Source organism: Gemmatimonadaceae bacterium (assembly GCA_035633115.1).
GTDB lineage: Bacteria > Gemmatimonadota > Gemmatimonadetes > Gemmatimonadales > Gemmatimonadaceae > UBA4720.
In genome coordinates this window covers 145,655-161,000 of the sequence record DASQFN010000045.1, presented here as the reverse complement: position 1 = coordinate 161,000, position 15,346 = coordinate 145,655, and the positions used below count along the sequence as shown (strand labels likewise).

Annotated in this window: 13 protein-coding genes; 10 read left to right on the top strand and 3 right to left on the bottom strand. The window is 61.8% G+C overall.

What is annotated here, in order from left to right; translation table 11 throughout:
- Positions 1 to 45 precede the first annotated feature (45 nt).
- Entirely contained in the window at positions 46 to 660 is a 615-nt protein-coding gene (locus tag VES88_04340; protein ID HYN80708.1) for an ArsR family transcriptional regulator, read from the top strand.
- Positions 661 to 1,187: 527 nt separating this feature from the next.
- Here the strand turns inward: VES88_04340 and VES88_04335 are convergent.
- A complete protein-coding gene (locus VES88_04335; GenBank protein ID HYN80707.1) occupies positions 1,188 to 2,717 on the bottom strand; it encodes an FAD-dependent oxidoreductase in 1,530 nt (509 codons plus the stop codon).
- A 173-nt stretch (positions 2,718 to 2,890) separates the two neighbouring features.
- Here VES88_04335 and VES88_04330 point away from each other — a divergent pair, with 173 nt between their 5' ends.
- Entirely contained in the window at positions 2,891 to 3,382 is a 492-nt protein-coding gene (locus VES88_04330; GenBank protein ID HYN80706.1) for a ferritin-like domain-containing protein, read from the top strand.
- Positions 3,383 to 3,495: 113 nt separating this feature from the next.
- Here VES88_04330 and VES88_04325 read toward each other — a convergent pair whose 3' ends face one another.
- On the bottom strand, positions 3,496 to 4,299 hold the full coding sequence (locus VES88_04325; protein HYN80705.1) for an SOS response-associated peptidase: 804 nt from the start codon (positions 4,297 to 4,299) through the stop codon (positions 3,496 to 3,498).
- A gap of 95 nt (positions 4,300 to 4,394) precedes the next feature.
- Between VES88_04325 and VES88_04320 the strand changes: the two genes are divergently transcribed.
- The 8 genes from VES88_04320 to VES88_04285 all read left to right on the top strand — a co-directional run bounded on the left by VES88_04320 (position 4,395) and on the right by VES88_04285 (position 12,698).
- Positions 4,395 to 4,628, top strand: a complete 234-nt coding sequence (locus VES88_04320) for a hypothetical protein (GenBank protein ID HYN80704.1) — start codon at positions 4,395 to 4,397, stop codon at positions 4,626 to 4,628.
- A gap of 29 nt (positions 4,629 to 4,657) precedes the next feature.
- Positions 4,658 to 5,905 carry a trigger factor gene (gene tig, locus VES88_04315; GenBank protein ID HYN80703.1) on the top strand — a complete coding sequence of 416 codons (1,248 nt, stop codon included), beginning with the start codon at positions 4,658 to 4,660 and terminating at the stop codon, positions 5,903 to 5,905.
- Between the two features lie 13 nt (positions 5,906 to 5,918).
- Positions 5,919 to 6,533, top strand: a complete 615-nt coding sequence (gene clpP, locus VES88_04310; protein HYN80702.1) for an ATP-dependent Clp endopeptidase proteolytic subunit ClpP — start codon at positions 5,919 to 5,921, stop codon at positions 6,531 to 6,533.
- A 170-nt stretch (positions 6,534 to 6,703) separates the two neighbouring features.
- The gene (clpX, locus tag VES88_04305; protein ID HYN80701.1) at positions 6,704 to 7,945 is read left to right on the top strand and encodes an ATP-dependent Clp protease ATP-binding subunit ClpX; all 1,242 of its coding nucleotides are present in this window, start codon (positions 6,704 to 6,706) and stop codon (positions 7,943 to 7,945) included.
- A 66-nt stretch (positions 7,946 to 8,011) separates the two neighbouring features.
- Positions 8,012 to 10,456, top strand: coding sequence for an endopeptidase La (gene lon / locus VES88_04300; protein HYN80700.1), 2,445 nt, complete (start codon positions 8,012 to 8,014; stop codon positions 10,454 to 10,456).
- Positions 10,456 to 11,079, top strand: coding sequence for a ribosome biogenesis GTP-binding protein YihA/YsxC (gene yihA / locus VES88_04295; GenBank protein HYN80699.1), 624 nt, complete (start codon positions 10,456 to 10,458; stop codon positions 11,077 to 11,079). The genes lon and yihA overlap by 1 nt, the downstream gene beginning before the upstream one ends.
- Entirely contained in the window at positions 11,076 to 11,726 is a 651-nt protein-coding gene (locus tag VES88_04290; protein HYN80698.1) for a hypothetical protein, read from the top strand. The genes yihA and VES88_04290 overlap by 4 nt, the downstream gene beginning before the upstream one ends.
- Before the next feature lie 132 nt (positions 11,727 to 11,858).
- A complete protein-coding gene (locus VES88_04285) occupies positions 11,859 to 12,698 on the top strand; it encodes an acyltransferase (GenBank protein HYN80697.1) in 840 nt (279 codons plus the stop codon).
- A 56-nt stretch (positions 12,699 to 12,754) separates the two neighbouring features.
- On the opposite strand, the gene VES88_04280 is transcribed toward VES88_04285, so the two are convergent.
- Positions 12,755 to 15,025 carry an ATPase, T2SS/T4P/T4SS family gene (locus tag VES88_04280; protein HYN80696.1) on the bottom strand — a complete coding sequence of 757 codons (2,271 nt, stop codon included), beginning with the start codon at positions 15,023 to 15,025 and terminating at the stop codon, positions 12,755 to 12,757.
- Between the last annotated feature and the right edge of the window lie 321 nt (positions 15,026 to 15,346).

The following is a 15,346-nucleotide window of genomic DNA, read 5'->3' as shown; positions in this document are numbered from 1 at the left end:
CAATCCCTGAAGCACGAGTGTCTGGCTCACCAAAATCAGCGATAAATGGCAACACTAGTCCGATTCAGCAGCCCCGCCGGCAAGGTGCTCGCGCAGCTCAGAGATGGGCCTAAGACAGTGGAAGAGCTTGCCGCGGCGCTTCGATTGACTCCGAACGCGATTCGGAACCAGCTGCGCAAGCTCCAGGATTGGAAGCTCGCGGCTCGCACGGGTAGCCGTCCCACGGCGAGCAAGCCGTCCGCACTGTACTCCATCACGCTCGACGGTGAGATCCAGTTCTCGACGATCTACCTGCCGGTTCTCTCTCAATTCCTCCGCGTTGCCGAAGGACAGTGCTCAGCGCGACAGCTCGGATCGTGGATGCGGGAAACAGGAAGAACGCTCGGGCGACGCTATCCTCATCCTGACGGAACAAAACGTGCGCGCGTGGAAGCCGCCGCACAGCTTCTTCGAGGCTTCGGCGGGCTCGCTGAGGTTCGGCGCCTGAACGGGCATATGGTGATTCGCAGCAGGGCATGCCCGCTGGCCGCACTGACCTCGGAGCATGCAGCCGCATGCAAGATTCTCGAAAGCCTGCTCGCGGAATATCTCGCGATGGGAGTGAGAAGCTGCTGTGTCGCGGGATCAGATCCGAGCTGCTGCTTCGAAGTTAAAGCATAGCATAACCAGGGTAGCGATCGACCCCTTGGCACTTCGGCAAAGGCGTGCAAAATCCGCCGAAATTCGACCCCTTTGCACTTCAGTAACGGTGTGCAAATTCCGCCGAAAAACGCCCCGTCGCGGCTCTCAACTTGCCAACTTAATCGGTGTAAACAACCGTTCGAATCGGGACGTGAGAATGAGCTACCGGGAATTCAGTGATGAGAGCGGTCAGAAATGGGAGTCTGGTTTGTGAGCCCGAGCTCCGCGGAAAGGAGACACGAAACCAGGCGGGAGGTGAAGAATGCCAGCTATTCCGGAGGCGACCGCAGGGCTGTCCCCGATCGGCGCAGGCATCCCCAGAGAGCGCGCTCGGTTGTCGCGCCTGGATATGAAGGCGGCTGGCTGTGCTTCGAGAGCGAACGAGGCGAAAAGCGAAGATTGATTCCTGTCCCGGAAAACTGGGAGCAGGGGGATGCCGACCAGCTGCGAGCGTGGTGGAGCGAGGCTGTCGATTCCTCGAAGTGCAGGCCTCTCTGACCTCCGCCTCACGCCAGAGCGAGCTCCATGGCACGCTCGGCTTCCAGATTCTCACGGTCCCGGCCCATCGTTGCGATCGCAATCGTCTTTCCGGCGCGTCGGAATCTGACGGCGCAATCCTGACCGGAGATGCTGCCTTCAACCTCGATTGCATCCCACTTTTCGGCGTGCCCGGTGTAGCCTATCGCGACGTCGTAGTGGTTGCTCCAGAAAAATGGAACGTCATCAAAGCGCACTCTCTGACCGAGAATGTTCCGCGCCGCGTTTTGCCCCTGACGCTCGGCAACAACCCAATGCTCGACACGAATGCGTTGCCCCGAGTGCGGGTCCCGCCACCGCACTATGTCTCCCGCCGCGAATACACCTTCGGCGCTCGTCTGGAGATACTCGTTCACAAGCACACCTCGATCCACGTCGAGCCCCGCCTGTTCAGCGAGGTGCAGATTTGGTCGGACGCCGACCCCCGCGACAATTAGATCAGTCTCCAGCTTTTCGCCCGACGAGAGCGTCATTGTCCCGCGCTCGATCGAGGTCGCCGTCTGTCCAAGATGGAATTTCACCCCGTGCTGCTCGTGCACGCTCCGGATGAAATCGCCCAGCTCGGGGCCAAGTACCTTCTCGAGCGGCCGATTCTCGGGCGCGACTACGTGAACGTCCAGGCCCCGCGTGCGGAGCGACGCGGCAACCTCGAGGCCGATGAAGCTCGCACCCAGCACTACAGCGCGTTTCGACTGACCCGCTGCGGCGATAATCGAGCGGCTATCCTCGAGAGTGCGCAGATATCGGATCTCGGGACCGCCGGCAACCGGGATGTCGAGACGGATAGGCGATGCACCTGTCGCAAGCAGCACCGACCCGAATTCCCGGGTGCTGCCGTCAGCGAACGTGAGCCGGCGCGCGGCCGCATCGAGCGCATGCACCGGCTTGTCGAGCACGAGCTCGATCTGGAGCTCCTCGTAGAACGACGCCGGGTGCAGGGGAATCCACTCTTCCAGTGCGTTTCCCGCGAGGTAGTCCTTCGAAAGATTTGGCCTGTCGTACGGCGCCAGCGGATCGGAATCGAAGACCGTTACCGGCCCGTCGTAGCGCTCGCGACGCAGCATCTCCGCCGCGGCGTTTCCGGCGGAGCCTGCGCCGACTATTGCAACCGAGGCAGGACGCGATCGAACTCCCTGTCCCGACACAGGCGCCGGCCGTGAGGACTCACGCTTCTCGCCGACCACGATCTTTCCGTCTCGTCGCGCAACCGTCCAGCAGGCGAGATCGTTGAGCGCCGGAGCGCGAACGGCGGCGCCGGTCCGCAGGTCGAAGCACGCATGGTGCCACGGGCAGCGCACAGTAGTGCCCACGAGAAGGCCTTCGGCGAGCGGCCCGCCGTAATGAGTACATCCGGCAGCGACGGCAAATATCTCGTCACCCTGCCGCGCGACGAGCACGGCCTCTCCGGCTGCGTGGCCCAGGATAATCGAACCCGGAGCGAGATCCGCTTCGGGTATTCCGTTGCCGAGATCCGGCCCTGTCAACCCGGTGCTTTCCAAATCGTCTCCTCAGTTGGTCCTCAGTTCCGTACGAATCATACATTTTTCGCGCAGCACTGGGGTCACATTTCTATCGTTCGTGCGTTCCCACGGTCCAATCGCTGATGGCACTCCAATTGCCTTTGCTGTCTACACGATTCACGAGGCAACCGCCGCAAATCCGGGAGAGCACTATGGAAATGGAAACCCTGAAAGACCTTTATGTAGAGCAGCTCAAGGACCTCTACAGCGCCGAGAATCAGATCATCAAGGCGCTTCCGAAGATGATCAAGGCATCATCGAATGATGAGCTGAGGCAGGCGTTCAGCCGGCACCTGAAGGAGACCGAGGTGCACCTTCACCGCGTCGAGCAGGTGTGTGATGACCTGGGTGTCAGCCCGAAAGGAAAGAAGTGCGTTGGCATGGAAGGGCTGATCAAAGAAAGTCAGGAGCTCATCAAGGAAAAACCGGAGCCCGACGTGCTCGACGCTGGCCTCATCGCCGCGGCTCAGCACGTGGAGCATTACGAGATGGCGGGTTACGGATGCGTGAGGACGTACGCCAGGCAGCTCGGATACGAAGCTCAGGCCGACCTTCTGCAGGCGACACTCGACGAAGAAGGGAATACGGACAAGCTTCTGACGCAGATCGCGGAGACCTCGGTCAACATCGAGGCAGAGGTCTGAACCCGGGCGGATCTTCACTGAAGAGGAAGCGACCACGAAGCACACGAAGATCACGGAGGGCGCCGCGAGGCGCCCTCACTTCTTTTGGCGCACTTGTTTCTTGAGGGTTTAAGTCAGCCTGGCGATCGGGGCCGTACTGGCGCGAGCAGTTCCCCCAAAAGAAACTGCTCCGTATCGTCAGTGTTCCTGCTGTTCTTCGTGTGCTTCGTGTGCTTCGTGATCGCTTCCTTTTCAGTCGCACCTTCCGGGGTCGCTTCCACAGGCGAGATGCAGTCGGGGGAATCGTTCGCGGTGTTGTTCACCTGCCGGCTCACATCGTACATCTCGAGATCAGCTGCATCGTAGGATCTGAGCATTCGTAACAGCTCGCGCGGTGTGGCGGTGCCGTCGAGCCACGCCGTCTGAGCATCATCCACGAGCAGAACAGGCATGCGGTGATGAAAGGGCCGCGTGCGCGGGCCGGCTGACGTAGTAATTACGGTGCACGTCTCGAGCGGAGCATCACCCTTCTCCCATCGGTCCCACAAACCCGCAAGGCCGAATGCTCTGCCGTCGGCAAGCCGAAAATACATCGGGATCTTCGATTTCCCTTCTGTGCGCCACTCGTAATACCCATCGGCGAGAATGAGACAGCGCTGACTCTCGAGCGGCGCGCTGAATGCTGCTTTCTCGGTGAGAGACTCGGCCCGCGCATTGATCATTCGGTGACCAATCGACGGATCGGATGCCCACGAAGGGATCAGCCCCCATCGCATCTGACGAGCGGCCGGAGAACCGTCCTTCTCCCGGAGAATCGTCCACTGCTGCTGCGTGGGCGCGATGTTGTAGTGCGCCTCGAAGCCGGGCAGCACAGGGGGAAGGCTGAACCGCTCGAGAACGTTCGTCGGGGCGTCGTGAAGAGTCGATCGTCCGCACATCGGCTTCAAGATAATTCGTGTCAGCCGCCCCCGCCGGAAGCGATGGCCCGGAACGCGCATCACATGGCCATACCAATCTCCTCGCGAGGCACGTGATGGCTAAGTGTGAAGTCTGCGGGAACGACTACGACAAGTCGTTTTCCGTTACTCGTGGCGGCGAATCGCACACGTTCGACTCGTTCGAGTGCGCCATTCATGCGATGGCGCCGCATTGCGCCCACTGCGACTGCCGGATAATCGGCCACGGCATGGAGGCAAACGGCACTTTCTACTGCTGTGCGAATTGCGCCAACATGGAAGGAGTGAAAGGACTCGACGATCGAGTCTGAGCATTTGCACTTCCTGTTATATTGCGCGAATGAACATCGAGATCACGCCGAAAGAAACAAGCGGAGTCGACCGCCACGTGCAGGTTTCCGTCCCGGTCGAGACGGTGCGTGACGCGGAAGACAAGGCCGCACGGCGTTACGCATCGTCGGTGCGCCTTCCCGGCTTCCGCCCCGGAAAAGCACCGGCGGCGATGGTCAGGAAGAAATTCGCCGACGCGATTCGCCAGGAAGCCGTCGAATCGCTGGTTCGCGACGCCTACAAGGAGATCATCGAGAAACAGGATCTCAAAGTGGCATCGCAGCCCCACGTTCACGACCTCACCTTCGAGGAAGGCAAGCCGCTCACCTTCGAGCTTCACTTCGAGCTCCGCCCGACCATCGAGCTCGCGCGAACGTCGGGCTTTCGCGTAACACGGAAAAAAGTCTCCATCACCGAGGACTCGGTCGCCGAGCAGCTCGAGCACATCCGCGACCAGCGGGCGGCGTGGACTCCCGTTGAAGACAAGCCGATGCCGGGCGACATGGTGAACGTCCAGCTCTCGACGAGTGACAAGCCCGACGCACCCGGAGAAGAAAAGGCGTATCCACTGGTCCTCGGCGCCGGACAGGCGATTCCGGGCATCGAGGAGCTGATCATGGAGGCGGCGCCCGGACAAACCGTCCAGCGCCCGGTCCGCTGGCCGGACGATTTTCCGGATGAAGCCCAGCGCGGACAGACCAAGACGGTGCGCATCACTCTCAACGACGTAAAACGAAAGGAGCCGCCTCCGCTCGACGATGCTTTCGCGCGGGAAGTTGGCGACTTCGAGTCACTCGATGCCCTCCGCACTGCAATCCGCACCGATCTCACGGAGCACGCGACTCGTGAAGCCGACGCAGACGTCAGGCAGAAGCTCGTCGACGAGATCATCGGCGCCAATCCGTTCGAGATCCCGAAAAGCTGGATCCAAAAGATGGTCCAGAATTATGCGGAAGCTTATCAGGTACCCGAGGAAGAGCGGGACCGCTTCGCGACCGAGTTTCGGAACATGGCAGAGCGCCAGATCAGGCGCGATCTTGTCATCGAGACGATCGCCGAGCGTGAGCAGCTGGCCGCGACCGAAAAGGATATCGATGACAGGCTAGCCGAACAGGCGGAGAAGCGCGGGGTAAATCCCGGACAGCTTTACGCCCAGATGGAAAAGAGCGGCCGCCTCAAGGACATCGAGCGCAGCCTGACAGAGGACAAGGTCTTCAAGTGGCTCACGGAACGAAACGAAATCCAAACTGAAAGCTGAGGAGCAGTCAGCCATGCCGACACTGTACACGCCTTACGTAATCGAGCGGTCGAGCCGCGGGGAGCGGACCTACGACGTCTTTTCCCGCCTCCTCATGGACCGCATCATCTTCCTCGGCACGCCGATAAATGATGATGTGGCGAATGTCGTGATTGCGCAGCTCCTGTTCCTGGAAGCGGATAATCCCGAGCGCGACATCCATATCTACATCAACTCTCCGGGCGGGAGCGTTTCCGCCGGGATGGCGATTTACGACACGATGCAGTTCCTGAAGTCGCCTGTAAACACCAACTGCATGGGCCTGGCAGCGAGCATGGGATCGTTCCTTCTGGCCGCCGGGAGGCCCGGAAAGCGGTCGGCGCTCCCCCACTCCCGGATCATGATCCACCAGCCCAGCGGCGGCACGCAAGGCTCGGCATCGGACATCGAGATCCAGGCGAGGGAGATCCTTTACCTTAGATCTAAGATGAACGAGCTGTTCTCTAAACATACGGGTAGACCGATCGAGCAGATCGAGCGGGACATGGATCGGGACCGGTTCATGTCGGCCGAGGAGGCCCGTGACTATGGGCTTATTGACAACGTCTTGAACTATCGTGGAACGATGGAGGAGGCGCTTAAGCGGTAGCGCTTCGGATTGTGCTTGACCATATACAGAACCGCTGTTAGTTGTTCATTAGCCGGTGTTTTGTCGGCCGCCCGCTGGGCGGCCTGTAAATCAGCCTGAATCCTTCGAAGCGCCTTACCGGCAGACCGCCGGAGCGGAGCGGCGGGTGATCCGGGCGTTGCCTCCTGTCAATGTCCCAAGACAAGCATCTCCGTTGTTCCTTCTGCGGTAAATCGAAGGATTCGGTCCGCAAGTTCATTTCCGGACCATCGGTGTACATCTGCAATGAGTGCATTGCGCTGTGCAACGAGATCCTCGCCGAGGACGAGGAGCGCGAGGTATCGGAGGCGATAACACAGGTCCCGTCTCCGCAGGAGATAAAGGACGTTCTCGATCAGTACGTGATCGGACAGGAGCAGGCGAAGAAGGCACTCTCGGTTTCGGTCTACAACCACTACAAGCGAATCAACTCGAGCTCACTCAAGGACGACGATGTCGAGCTCGACAAGTCCAATATTCTGCTGATCGGCCCGACTGGTGTCGGCAAGACTTTGCTGGCCCGGACGCTGGCGCGCATTCTGGATGTCCCGTTTACCATCGCCGATGCCACGACTCTCACAGAGGCGGGTTACGTCGGTGAAGATGTCGAGAACATTCTCGTCCGGCTCCTTCAGGCGGGCGATTTCAACATCGCCGAATGCGAGCGCGGGATAGTCTACATCGACGAGATCGACAAGATCGCCCGCAAGTCGGAGAATCCAAGCATTACGCGCGACGTCTCGGGCGAGGGCGTACAGCAGGCGCTGCTGAAGATCATCGAGGGAACGGTCGCTTCGGTTCCGCCGCAGGGCGGTCGCAAGCATCCGCAGCAGGAGTACATCCAGCTCAACACCAAGGACATTCTCTTCATCTGCGGCGGTGCATTCGACGGTCTCGAGAAGATTATTGAAGCGCGTACGGGACGAAGGCAGATAGGGTTCAACAATCAGGCGGGACTCAAGGCGCACGACAAGACGAACCCGTTCGGCGAGGTCGAGCCTGACGATCTGCTGCGCTACGGGATGATTCCGGAGCTCGTCGGTCGCCTGCCTGTCACCGTAGCGCTCGATGCGCTCGATGAGAAGTCGCTGGTGCGAATCCTGAAGGAGCCGAAGAACGCTCTGACGAAACAGTACGCGAAGCTGTTCGGCCTCGAGGAAGTGAAGATCACTTTCGACGAAGGCGCACTCACCGCGATCGCGACAAAAGCGCTGAAGCGGGGGACTGGCGCGCGCGGTCTGAGAGCGATCCTCGAGGAAGTCCTGATGGACGTGATGTTCGACCTGCCGAGCAGAGAGGACGTGGTCGAGGTCAAGGTGACCGAGTCGTGCATCACCAACGGCACGCAGCCGCTGCTCGAGATCTCGCCGGTCAGACGCAAGAAGGAAGCGTAAGTCGCTGACCGCTCCAACGGCCCGTAGCACAAGAGCGCCCGGGCCCTTAACAGACATCAGATCATCGTGACACAAGAATACCTGCGCGAGGGCGAGGCGGTGCAGGCGGCCGATCGCATTCCGGTCCTGCCGCTTCGCGACGTGGTCGTCTTCCCCTACGTCGTAATTCCCCTGCTCGTTGGTCGGCCGGCGTCCCTGGCTGCAATCGACGCGGCGGTCGAGGCCGACAAGCTGATTCTTCTCGTCGCACAGAAGGAGGGTGAGACTCAGGAGCCAGGCGCGGCGGATCTTCACCGCGCCGGCGTCATTGGTCGCGTTCTCCAGGTTGTGCGACTTCCGAACGGCAGCACGCGCGTGCTCGTCGAGGGGTTTGCCCGCGCGAAGGTCACGCGCTACACGGCAACCGGGCCATACATTCGCGCCAACGTGGCGCCAATAGTGTGGGCCGAGGGCGCCGGGGCCTCGGAGACTCGGGCGCTGGCGAATCGTGTGCTTTCACGATTCGAGGAGTACGTCGCTCTGCATCGCCGGATCCCGCCGGAAGTCGTGGGACTCATTCAGAGCACGGAGTCGGAGGAACGGCAGGCGTGGGGAGTGGCCGCTCACATCGCTGTCAAATTCGATCTCCGGCAGCGGCTGCTGGAGTCTCGCACCCTCAAGGATCTGCTCGAGTCGCTCGCCGACACGCTCACCAGCGAAGGCGAGCTGCTCAAGCTCGAGCGCAAGATCGACGACGATGTTCGCGGCGCACTCTTTCAGAATCAGCGCGAGTTCTATCTACAGGAGCAGCTGCGCGCGATTCACAAGGAGCTCGGCGAGGAGGACGGCGACGACTACACGGATCTCGAGGCGCAGGTAAACAAGAAGTCGCTGCCGGAGCTCGTAAAGACGCGCGCTCTCCGCGAGCTGAGAAAGCTCCGGCGGATGTCCCCGATGTCTCCCGAGTTTACGGTTTCGCGGAACTTCATTGACTGGATCATCGGGATTCCGTGGGTGGAGCGAAGCGACGACGTGCTCGACGTTGCACATGCGCGCCGCATCCTCGACGAGGATCATTACGGTCTCGAAGAAGTCAAGGAGCGCATTCTGGACTTCATAGCGGTGCTTTCGCTGGTTGGCCATATCGAAGGGCAGATACTGTGTTTCGTCGGCCCGCCTGGTGTCGGCAAGACATCACTCGGACGCTCTATCGCGCGCGCACTCGGCCGGCGGTTCATTCGCATGGCGCTCGGCGGCGTCCGTGACGAGGCGGAGATCAGAGGTCACCGGCGTACGTACATCGGGTCGATGCCGGGCCGGATCATCCAGGCAATGCGTCGCGCTGAGGTCGTGAATCCGGTGATTCTGCTCGATGAGGTGGACAAGCTCGGGCAGGACTATCGCGGCGATCCCGCGGCGGCACTGCTGGAGGTGCTCGATCCCGAGCAGAACACCACGTTCAACGATAATTATCTGGAGGTCGATTACGACCTGTCGCAGGTACTGTTCATCACGACGGCAAATACGCTTGCCGGAATTCCCGAGCCGCTTCGAGACAGAATGGAGATTATCCGCCTGCCTGGCTATCTGGACCACGAGAAGATGGCGATCGCGCGGCAGTTCCTGATTCCGCGACAGATCAAGGCGAACGGACTCAACGCCGACGACATAACGTGGGATCCGGAAGTGCTGCCCGGGATCATGCGCGGCTACACGCGTGAGGCTGGCGTGCGCGAGCTCGAGCGTCGCATTGCCCGAGTGGCCCGCAAGCTTGCGCGCCGTCAGGCAGAGCGCGCGCCCGGTGAGGTCAAACAGCTGGTCACGGTCGCAGATCTGCGCGAGCTGCTCGGTTCCCCTCCCTACGATCCCGACGACGCATCGCTGGAGGACAAGGTCGGCGTAGCTTCGGGACTGGCCTACACGAGTGCGGGTGGCGAGGTGCTCGAAGTGGAGGTGAGCGTCGTCAAGGGTCGGGGAAAGGTTCAGCTCACGGGAACACTGGGCGACGTGATGAAGGAATCGGCGAGTGCGGCGTTGAGCTATGCGCGAACGCGCGCACACGCGTTGGGATTGGACGGGGATTTCTATCGCAACCGGGACATCCACATCCACATGCCGGCCGGCGCGACGCCGAAAGACGGACCGTCGGCGGGAATCGCCATTGCCACTGGAGTGATAAGTGCTCTCACGGGCGTTCCCGTTCGCGGAGACGTTGCGATGACCGGCGAGATCACGCTGCGAGGTCGCGTGCTCCCGATCGGTGGGCTCAAGGAAAAATCGGTCGCGGCCCACCGGAACAAGATCAGCGACGTCATCATACCTCACGGCAATGCTCGGGATGTAGACGATCTCCCGGAAGAGGTGCGCGCATCTGTGCGCTTTCACCCGGTGAAGACGATGGACGAGGTGCTGACGATCGCTTTGCGCGATGACGTGCTCAAGATCGGTGCGGGGCGGGCCGCCCGGCGCGCGGCTGCCCATCACGAGAAGGGAGCGCCGGACTCTCTGCGGCCCGGACTCACGGCACACTGATGACCGAGCGCTCCGGAGACAATCCACTCGTCATCCGGAAGCTCGAGTTTATCGGGGGGATGGCCGCGGCGGGGGGATGGCGGCCTGAAAGTACGCTCCCGGAGATTGCTTTTGCCGGGCGGTCCAACGTCGGGAAGTCATCGCTGCTGAATCGGCTCGTCGGACGGAAGAAGCTCGCGCGCGTCAGCAAGACTCCCGGACGGACGCGCGAGATCAACTTCTTTCGCGTTAACGATCAGTTTGTACTCGCGGACCTTCCCGGTTACGGCTATGCGCGCGTGTCGAAGACGCAGCAGGCGGAGTGGCGACCCCTCCTCGAGGGCTACATCGCGAGGACTCCGCAGCTCGCCGGTGTAGTACAGCTTCTGGACATGCGGCGTGAGCCGAGCGAAGATGACGCCGCGCTGCTCGACCTTCTCGCGGAGCAGGGAATGCCGACGATTGTGGTCCTGACCAAAGCTGACAAGCTCTCCCGCAAGGCCGCCGCCGAACGCGCGGACTCGATCGCGCGGTCGCTTTTGCTCGACCCGGCGCAGACCATTCCGTTCAGCTCCGTCACCGGCGAGGGGCGGGATGACCTCGCCGCGGCGATAGTGTCGGCAGTCACAGGCGTTGCCACGTGACTGCTCGCTTCGTTGCGCTTGCCTGTATCGGCTGGGTTCTGGTGCAGGCGTGTGCGCCACCCACACCGGAAGGGGAAAAGCCGCCGACATTGTCGCCCGCGGGCGACACCACCGGGAACGTCAACGTCCCAGTCGGTTTCGGGTCTCTTCGTCAGGACGACATTGCAATCAGGCTCCAGCCAGCGGGGCTGATCGTTCGCGCAATCCCCCTCGATGAGAACGTGATACGGCTGCTCACCCCGGATTCCTATCGTGCGCTGCACGATCTCGAGGAGAGCAACCGGGCGGCAATCGAGCGGGTCACTCGGCGGTCGGGCGGAACGCGCCCAGCCGCGTGGTACGTGTCGTTCTACGGGCTGCAGCCGGACGCACGGTTCAGTCCGATGGACCTCGTGATCATGAGCGCGGGACAGGATTTCCGCCCGCTGGACGTGATCCCGCTGAGCACCGGCTTCGGCGAGCAGCGGCTCCGGCAGCGTGAGACGCAGAGTGCAGTGTATCTCTATCCCGGCGAAGTCGATGTCGATCACCCACTCGTGGTGACTTTCCAGGGTGAGCGTGATGCTACGTGGGAGCAGATACTCCAGAGGATCGAGCGGGAGCGGGCACTTGTCCGGGCGCGGGCGTCCGGGAGTGTTGGACGCTAGACGAAATACCCCGTTAGCCGCTACCCGTACCCGTACCTGTTGGCCGTCACCCGCCGGCCGTTGCCCGCTCCCTGCTCCCTGCTCCCTGCTCCCTGTCGTGATAACTTTGGGGCAATCACACCTATCTCTTTCATGGCAATTCTTCCTCTTCGAAAACTTGGTGAGCGCCCCGGCAGTTCTCTCGAGCGGGAGTGGATCGAGCAGCTGAGCGAGCGCTTCGCCGATCCTGCGGCCGATCGCGCCCTTCTCTGCCGGCGGACGTTGTGCGAGATCGCCTACCCCGCATTCGCCGCTAACTGGGAGACTGCGATCGAGGATCCAAAGCTCCCACTGCCCACGCGACTCGCGCTCACCGGGCTCGATCCGCGCAACGTGACGCTCGAGCCCGAGTACTACGCCGAATGCGACGACGAGAAGTTCCAGCGGGTAAAGCCGCTCCTGTGGCTCTGGTACTCATTCGATCGCACGATCCTCGGGGGACAGAACATCCAGCTGGGAGTGGACCTCAGGCGCGTGCTGGCGCAGCACATCTTCAAGCGCTGCGGAGAGAACTTCAAGGCGTTCCAGCACGTGGAGTTCTCATTTGGATACAATATGGAGGTGGGCGACAACGTGGTGATTCACCGTCACGTGCTGCTCGACGACCGGGGCGGGATCGTGATGGGGAATCGCGTCTCGGTGAGCGATTACGCCAACATCTACAGTCATACGCACAGCATCGTCGACCAGAAGGACGTGACGGACGCGGTCACGCGCCTCGACGACGGCGTACGCGTCACTTATCACGCGACCGTGCTTGCGGGAGTTCACGTAGGAGAGGAAGCGATGGTCGGTGCCGTGGCGGTGGCAACGAAGGACGTCAGGCCCTACCACGTGTACGTCGGCATTCCGGCGAAGAGCGTGCGCGTCAAGCCAAACGCGCCCGAGAGTGCGACGAAGCTGACTTCGATCAGAGAGCGTCGATCGAGCTAAAGCCCCCTCACATCCTGACCGTCAGAAAGAGCGGCTACCGGCTCCAGATGGACTGATCAATACACCCGCAGCACGTCTTCAACCGGCCCTGCATCCCCACCGCCAAGCAGCTGCCTCACGTCGCCGAGCGCCTGCCGCTCACGGGGCCAGATGAAGCGTGACTGTGCGTCCTCGAATGAGAGCCACTCATGCTTCTGGTGCTCGGCGCCCAGCATTACTTCACCCGGCTCAGCGACAAAGGCAGCAAACACGACGGCAAGCTGAATGGTCTGCAGCGTGTGAAGGTAGAAAGGTTGCACGGTAACGTTGTACAGGCGCTCGACTTCCAGGCCCGTTTCCTCTTTCACTTCGCGCCTCGCGGCAGCTTCGGGACGCTCGTCGCCTTCGATGCGCCCGTGCACCGTCTCCCACGCACCCGGACACCGTGTGTCCGGCGCTCGCTGCACCGCGAGCACCCGCCACCCCTCTGCCAGGGGACGAATGACGTAGATGTCCACCACACCAGGCATGACTGCGGTCACTGAATCGGTTCGTCCAGCGAGTGGTGGGTAATCATGGGCTGAATCATACAGCGACATCCCGGCCCCGGGAGTGTCGAAGAGCGCCCACATGTCGGTTCCGTTCGACTCGGCTGGGGCCTGCGGCACGATCTCCTGCTCGAGCACCCGGGTCAGCTCATCGCCGCTGGTTTCACCAGCCAGGAGCCGAGTCACTCCGCAATCCCATAACGACCGCGAACCTTCGCGTCGGCACGCCGCGATGAGTGTCTCGAGTGATGCGTTCTGGGCGATTGCGCGCTCCAGCTCAGTGTCCGCGATAACGATCTCGGTCACTGCGAGCCGTCCGTGGTACCCGGACAGCGAGCACCTGGCACATCCCACCGGCACGTAGACCATGGAATGGGCGGGGACTGAAGCACGCAGGCGGGGTGGTGCGCCGGCATTCGCGACCACCCTGCAATCGCTGCAAAGCCGACGGATGAGCCGCTGTGCAACAATGCCCCTGAGCGCGCCGGCCAGCTTGGCGCTTTCTACTCCGAGATCAGTGAGACGTGTGATGGAGCTGCACGCGTCGTTCGTGTGTAGCGTCGCGAAGACGAGGTGACCGGTGAGCGCGGCCTGGATTGCTATGGCAGCAGTCTCCCGGTCGCGAATCTCACCGATGAGAACGACATCCGGGTCCTGTCTCAGTATCGAGCGAAGAGCGGAAGCGAACGTGAGACCCGCCTTCTCGTTTATCTGAACCTGCACGATGCCGGGAATCCGGTACTCCACAGGATCTTCAACGGTGATGACGTTGACGCCCCGCCGCTGAATCTCGAGCAAGGCCGCATAGAGCGTCGTAGTCTTTCCCGAGCCGGTTGGCCCGGTAACCAGGACGAGTCCCTCACGGACTTCCAGCAGGCGGCGCATTCGGGGGCCGTCCACTTCGTCGAGTCCCAGGCCTTCGAGCGATCGAACCGCCGACCGCGTGTCGAGTATTCTGATTACGACCTTCTCGCCGTGCGAAGCTGGAAGCGTTGACACGCGGAGGTCGACGCGCGCCCCGTCCACGGTGACGGTGGCGTGGCCGCCCTGGGGGCGCAGACGGTCAGCGATGTCCATGCGTGCCATGATTTTCACGCGCGAGACGAGGGGCAGCCCTACCGATTTCGGAAGCTCCATGACGTCCCGAAGCAATCCATCGACCCGGTACCGTACCGCGACCAACTGCTCCGCCGGCTCCAGATGAATGTCGCTCGCCCGCTGGGCGATGCCTCCCGCGACTATGCGATCAACAAGTCGGACAACGGGCTCGGCTGACTGCACACGCTCGGTGTTGATTGTAGCGCCGTTGCCCTCGGACGGGGAGTCCGCCGACTGCGGCTCGCGCGGCAGCGCCCAGCCGTGCAGGCGGCGAGACTTCGAGTACGCTTCATTGATTCCTTCGGCAATTGCGAGTGGAGGCGCGAGCGACATTCCGATGGCGCGCCCGGACCAGAATCCAAGCGTCCGCTCGCAATCGGCGTCATACGGGTTGGCAGTCGCGATCTCGAGCCGCGAGGTGGATGCGTCGAGCGGCAGAATCCCGTAACGGCGGGCAAGGCTTTCGGGGACGATCTCGATCGCGGAGGGATTGGCGAAAAGATCATCCGCGACTGGAGTGCGGGTGCGCCTGGAAACGATCGACAACAGGCGCTCGTCGCTGATCGCGCCTGTTGTGACGGCGGCTTCCCAGCAGCTGTCGGTTACCGCGCCCTCGATTGCAGCGAGAGCATCCGCGGCAAGAAACTCCTGCAGGATCGGGAGAAGCCAAACGTCGCGCGGGAGACTAGCGGTTGCCGTCATGTTCAATTGGCGGGCTCATTCGAACAATCCTGCGCCAGTCGCGTGATTTCAGGACACCACTACCTCGCGACTGTCACCACTCTTCTGCAGAGACTGTTTTTTCTCCGTTGCCCGTTGCCCGTACCTGTTGGCTGTCACCCGTTAGCCGTCACCCGTTAGCCGTCGCCCGTTAGCCGTCGCCCGTTGACTGCCCCGCGTTGCCAGAGCCCCGTTTCCGTTTTCCGCTATCTGACTGAACGCGGGCAGCGGACAGCAGACAACGTCAAATGGGTATCCGCTAACGGGCATCGGCCAACGCGTACGGGTAACGGGTATCGGGTC

What these genes read in the sequence shown, in the direction of transcription:
- clpP (HYN80702.1), top strand. Translation starts at nt 5,919, where the DNA reads ATGCCGACACTGTACACGCCTTACGTAATCGAGCGGTCGAGCCGCGGG.
- VES88_04340 (HYN80708.1), top strand. Translation starts at nt 46, where the DNA reads ATGGCAACACTAGTCCGATTCAGCAGCCCCGCCGGCAAGGTGCTCGCG.
- tig (HYN80703.1), top strand. Translation starts at nt 4,658, where the DNA reads ATGAACATCGAGATCACGCCGAAAGAAACAAGCGGAGTCGACCGCCAC.
- yihA (HYN80699.1), top strand. Translation starts at nt 10,456, where the DNA reads ATGACCGAGCGCTCCGGAGACAATCCACTCGTCATCCGGAAGCTCGAG.
- VES88_04280 (HYN80696.1), bottom strand. Translation starts at nt 15,025, where the DNA reads ATGACGGCAACCGCTAGTCTCCCGCGCGACGTTTGGCTTCTCCCGATC.
- VES88_04330 (HYN80706.1), top strand. Translation starts at nt 2,891, where the DNA reads ATGGAAATGGAAACCCTGAAAGACCTTTATGTAGAGCAGCTCAAGGAC.
- VES88_04285 (HYN80697.1), top strand. Translation starts at nt 11,859, where the DNA reads ATGGCAATTCTTCCTCTTCGAAAACTTGGTGAGCGCCCCGGCAGTTCT.
- VES88_04325 (HYN80705.1), bottom strand. Translation starts at nt 4,299, where the DNA reads ATGTGCGGACGATCGACTCTTCACGACGCCCCGACGAACGTTCTCGAG.
- VES88_04320 (HYN80704.1), top strand. Translation starts at nt 4,395, where the DNA reads ATGGCTAAGTGTGAAGTCTGCGGGAACGACTACGACAAGTCGTTTTCC.
- clpX (HYN80701.1), top strand. Translation starts at nt 6,704, where the DNA reads ATGTCCCAAGACAAGCATCTCCGTTGTTCCTTCTGCGGTAAATCGAAG.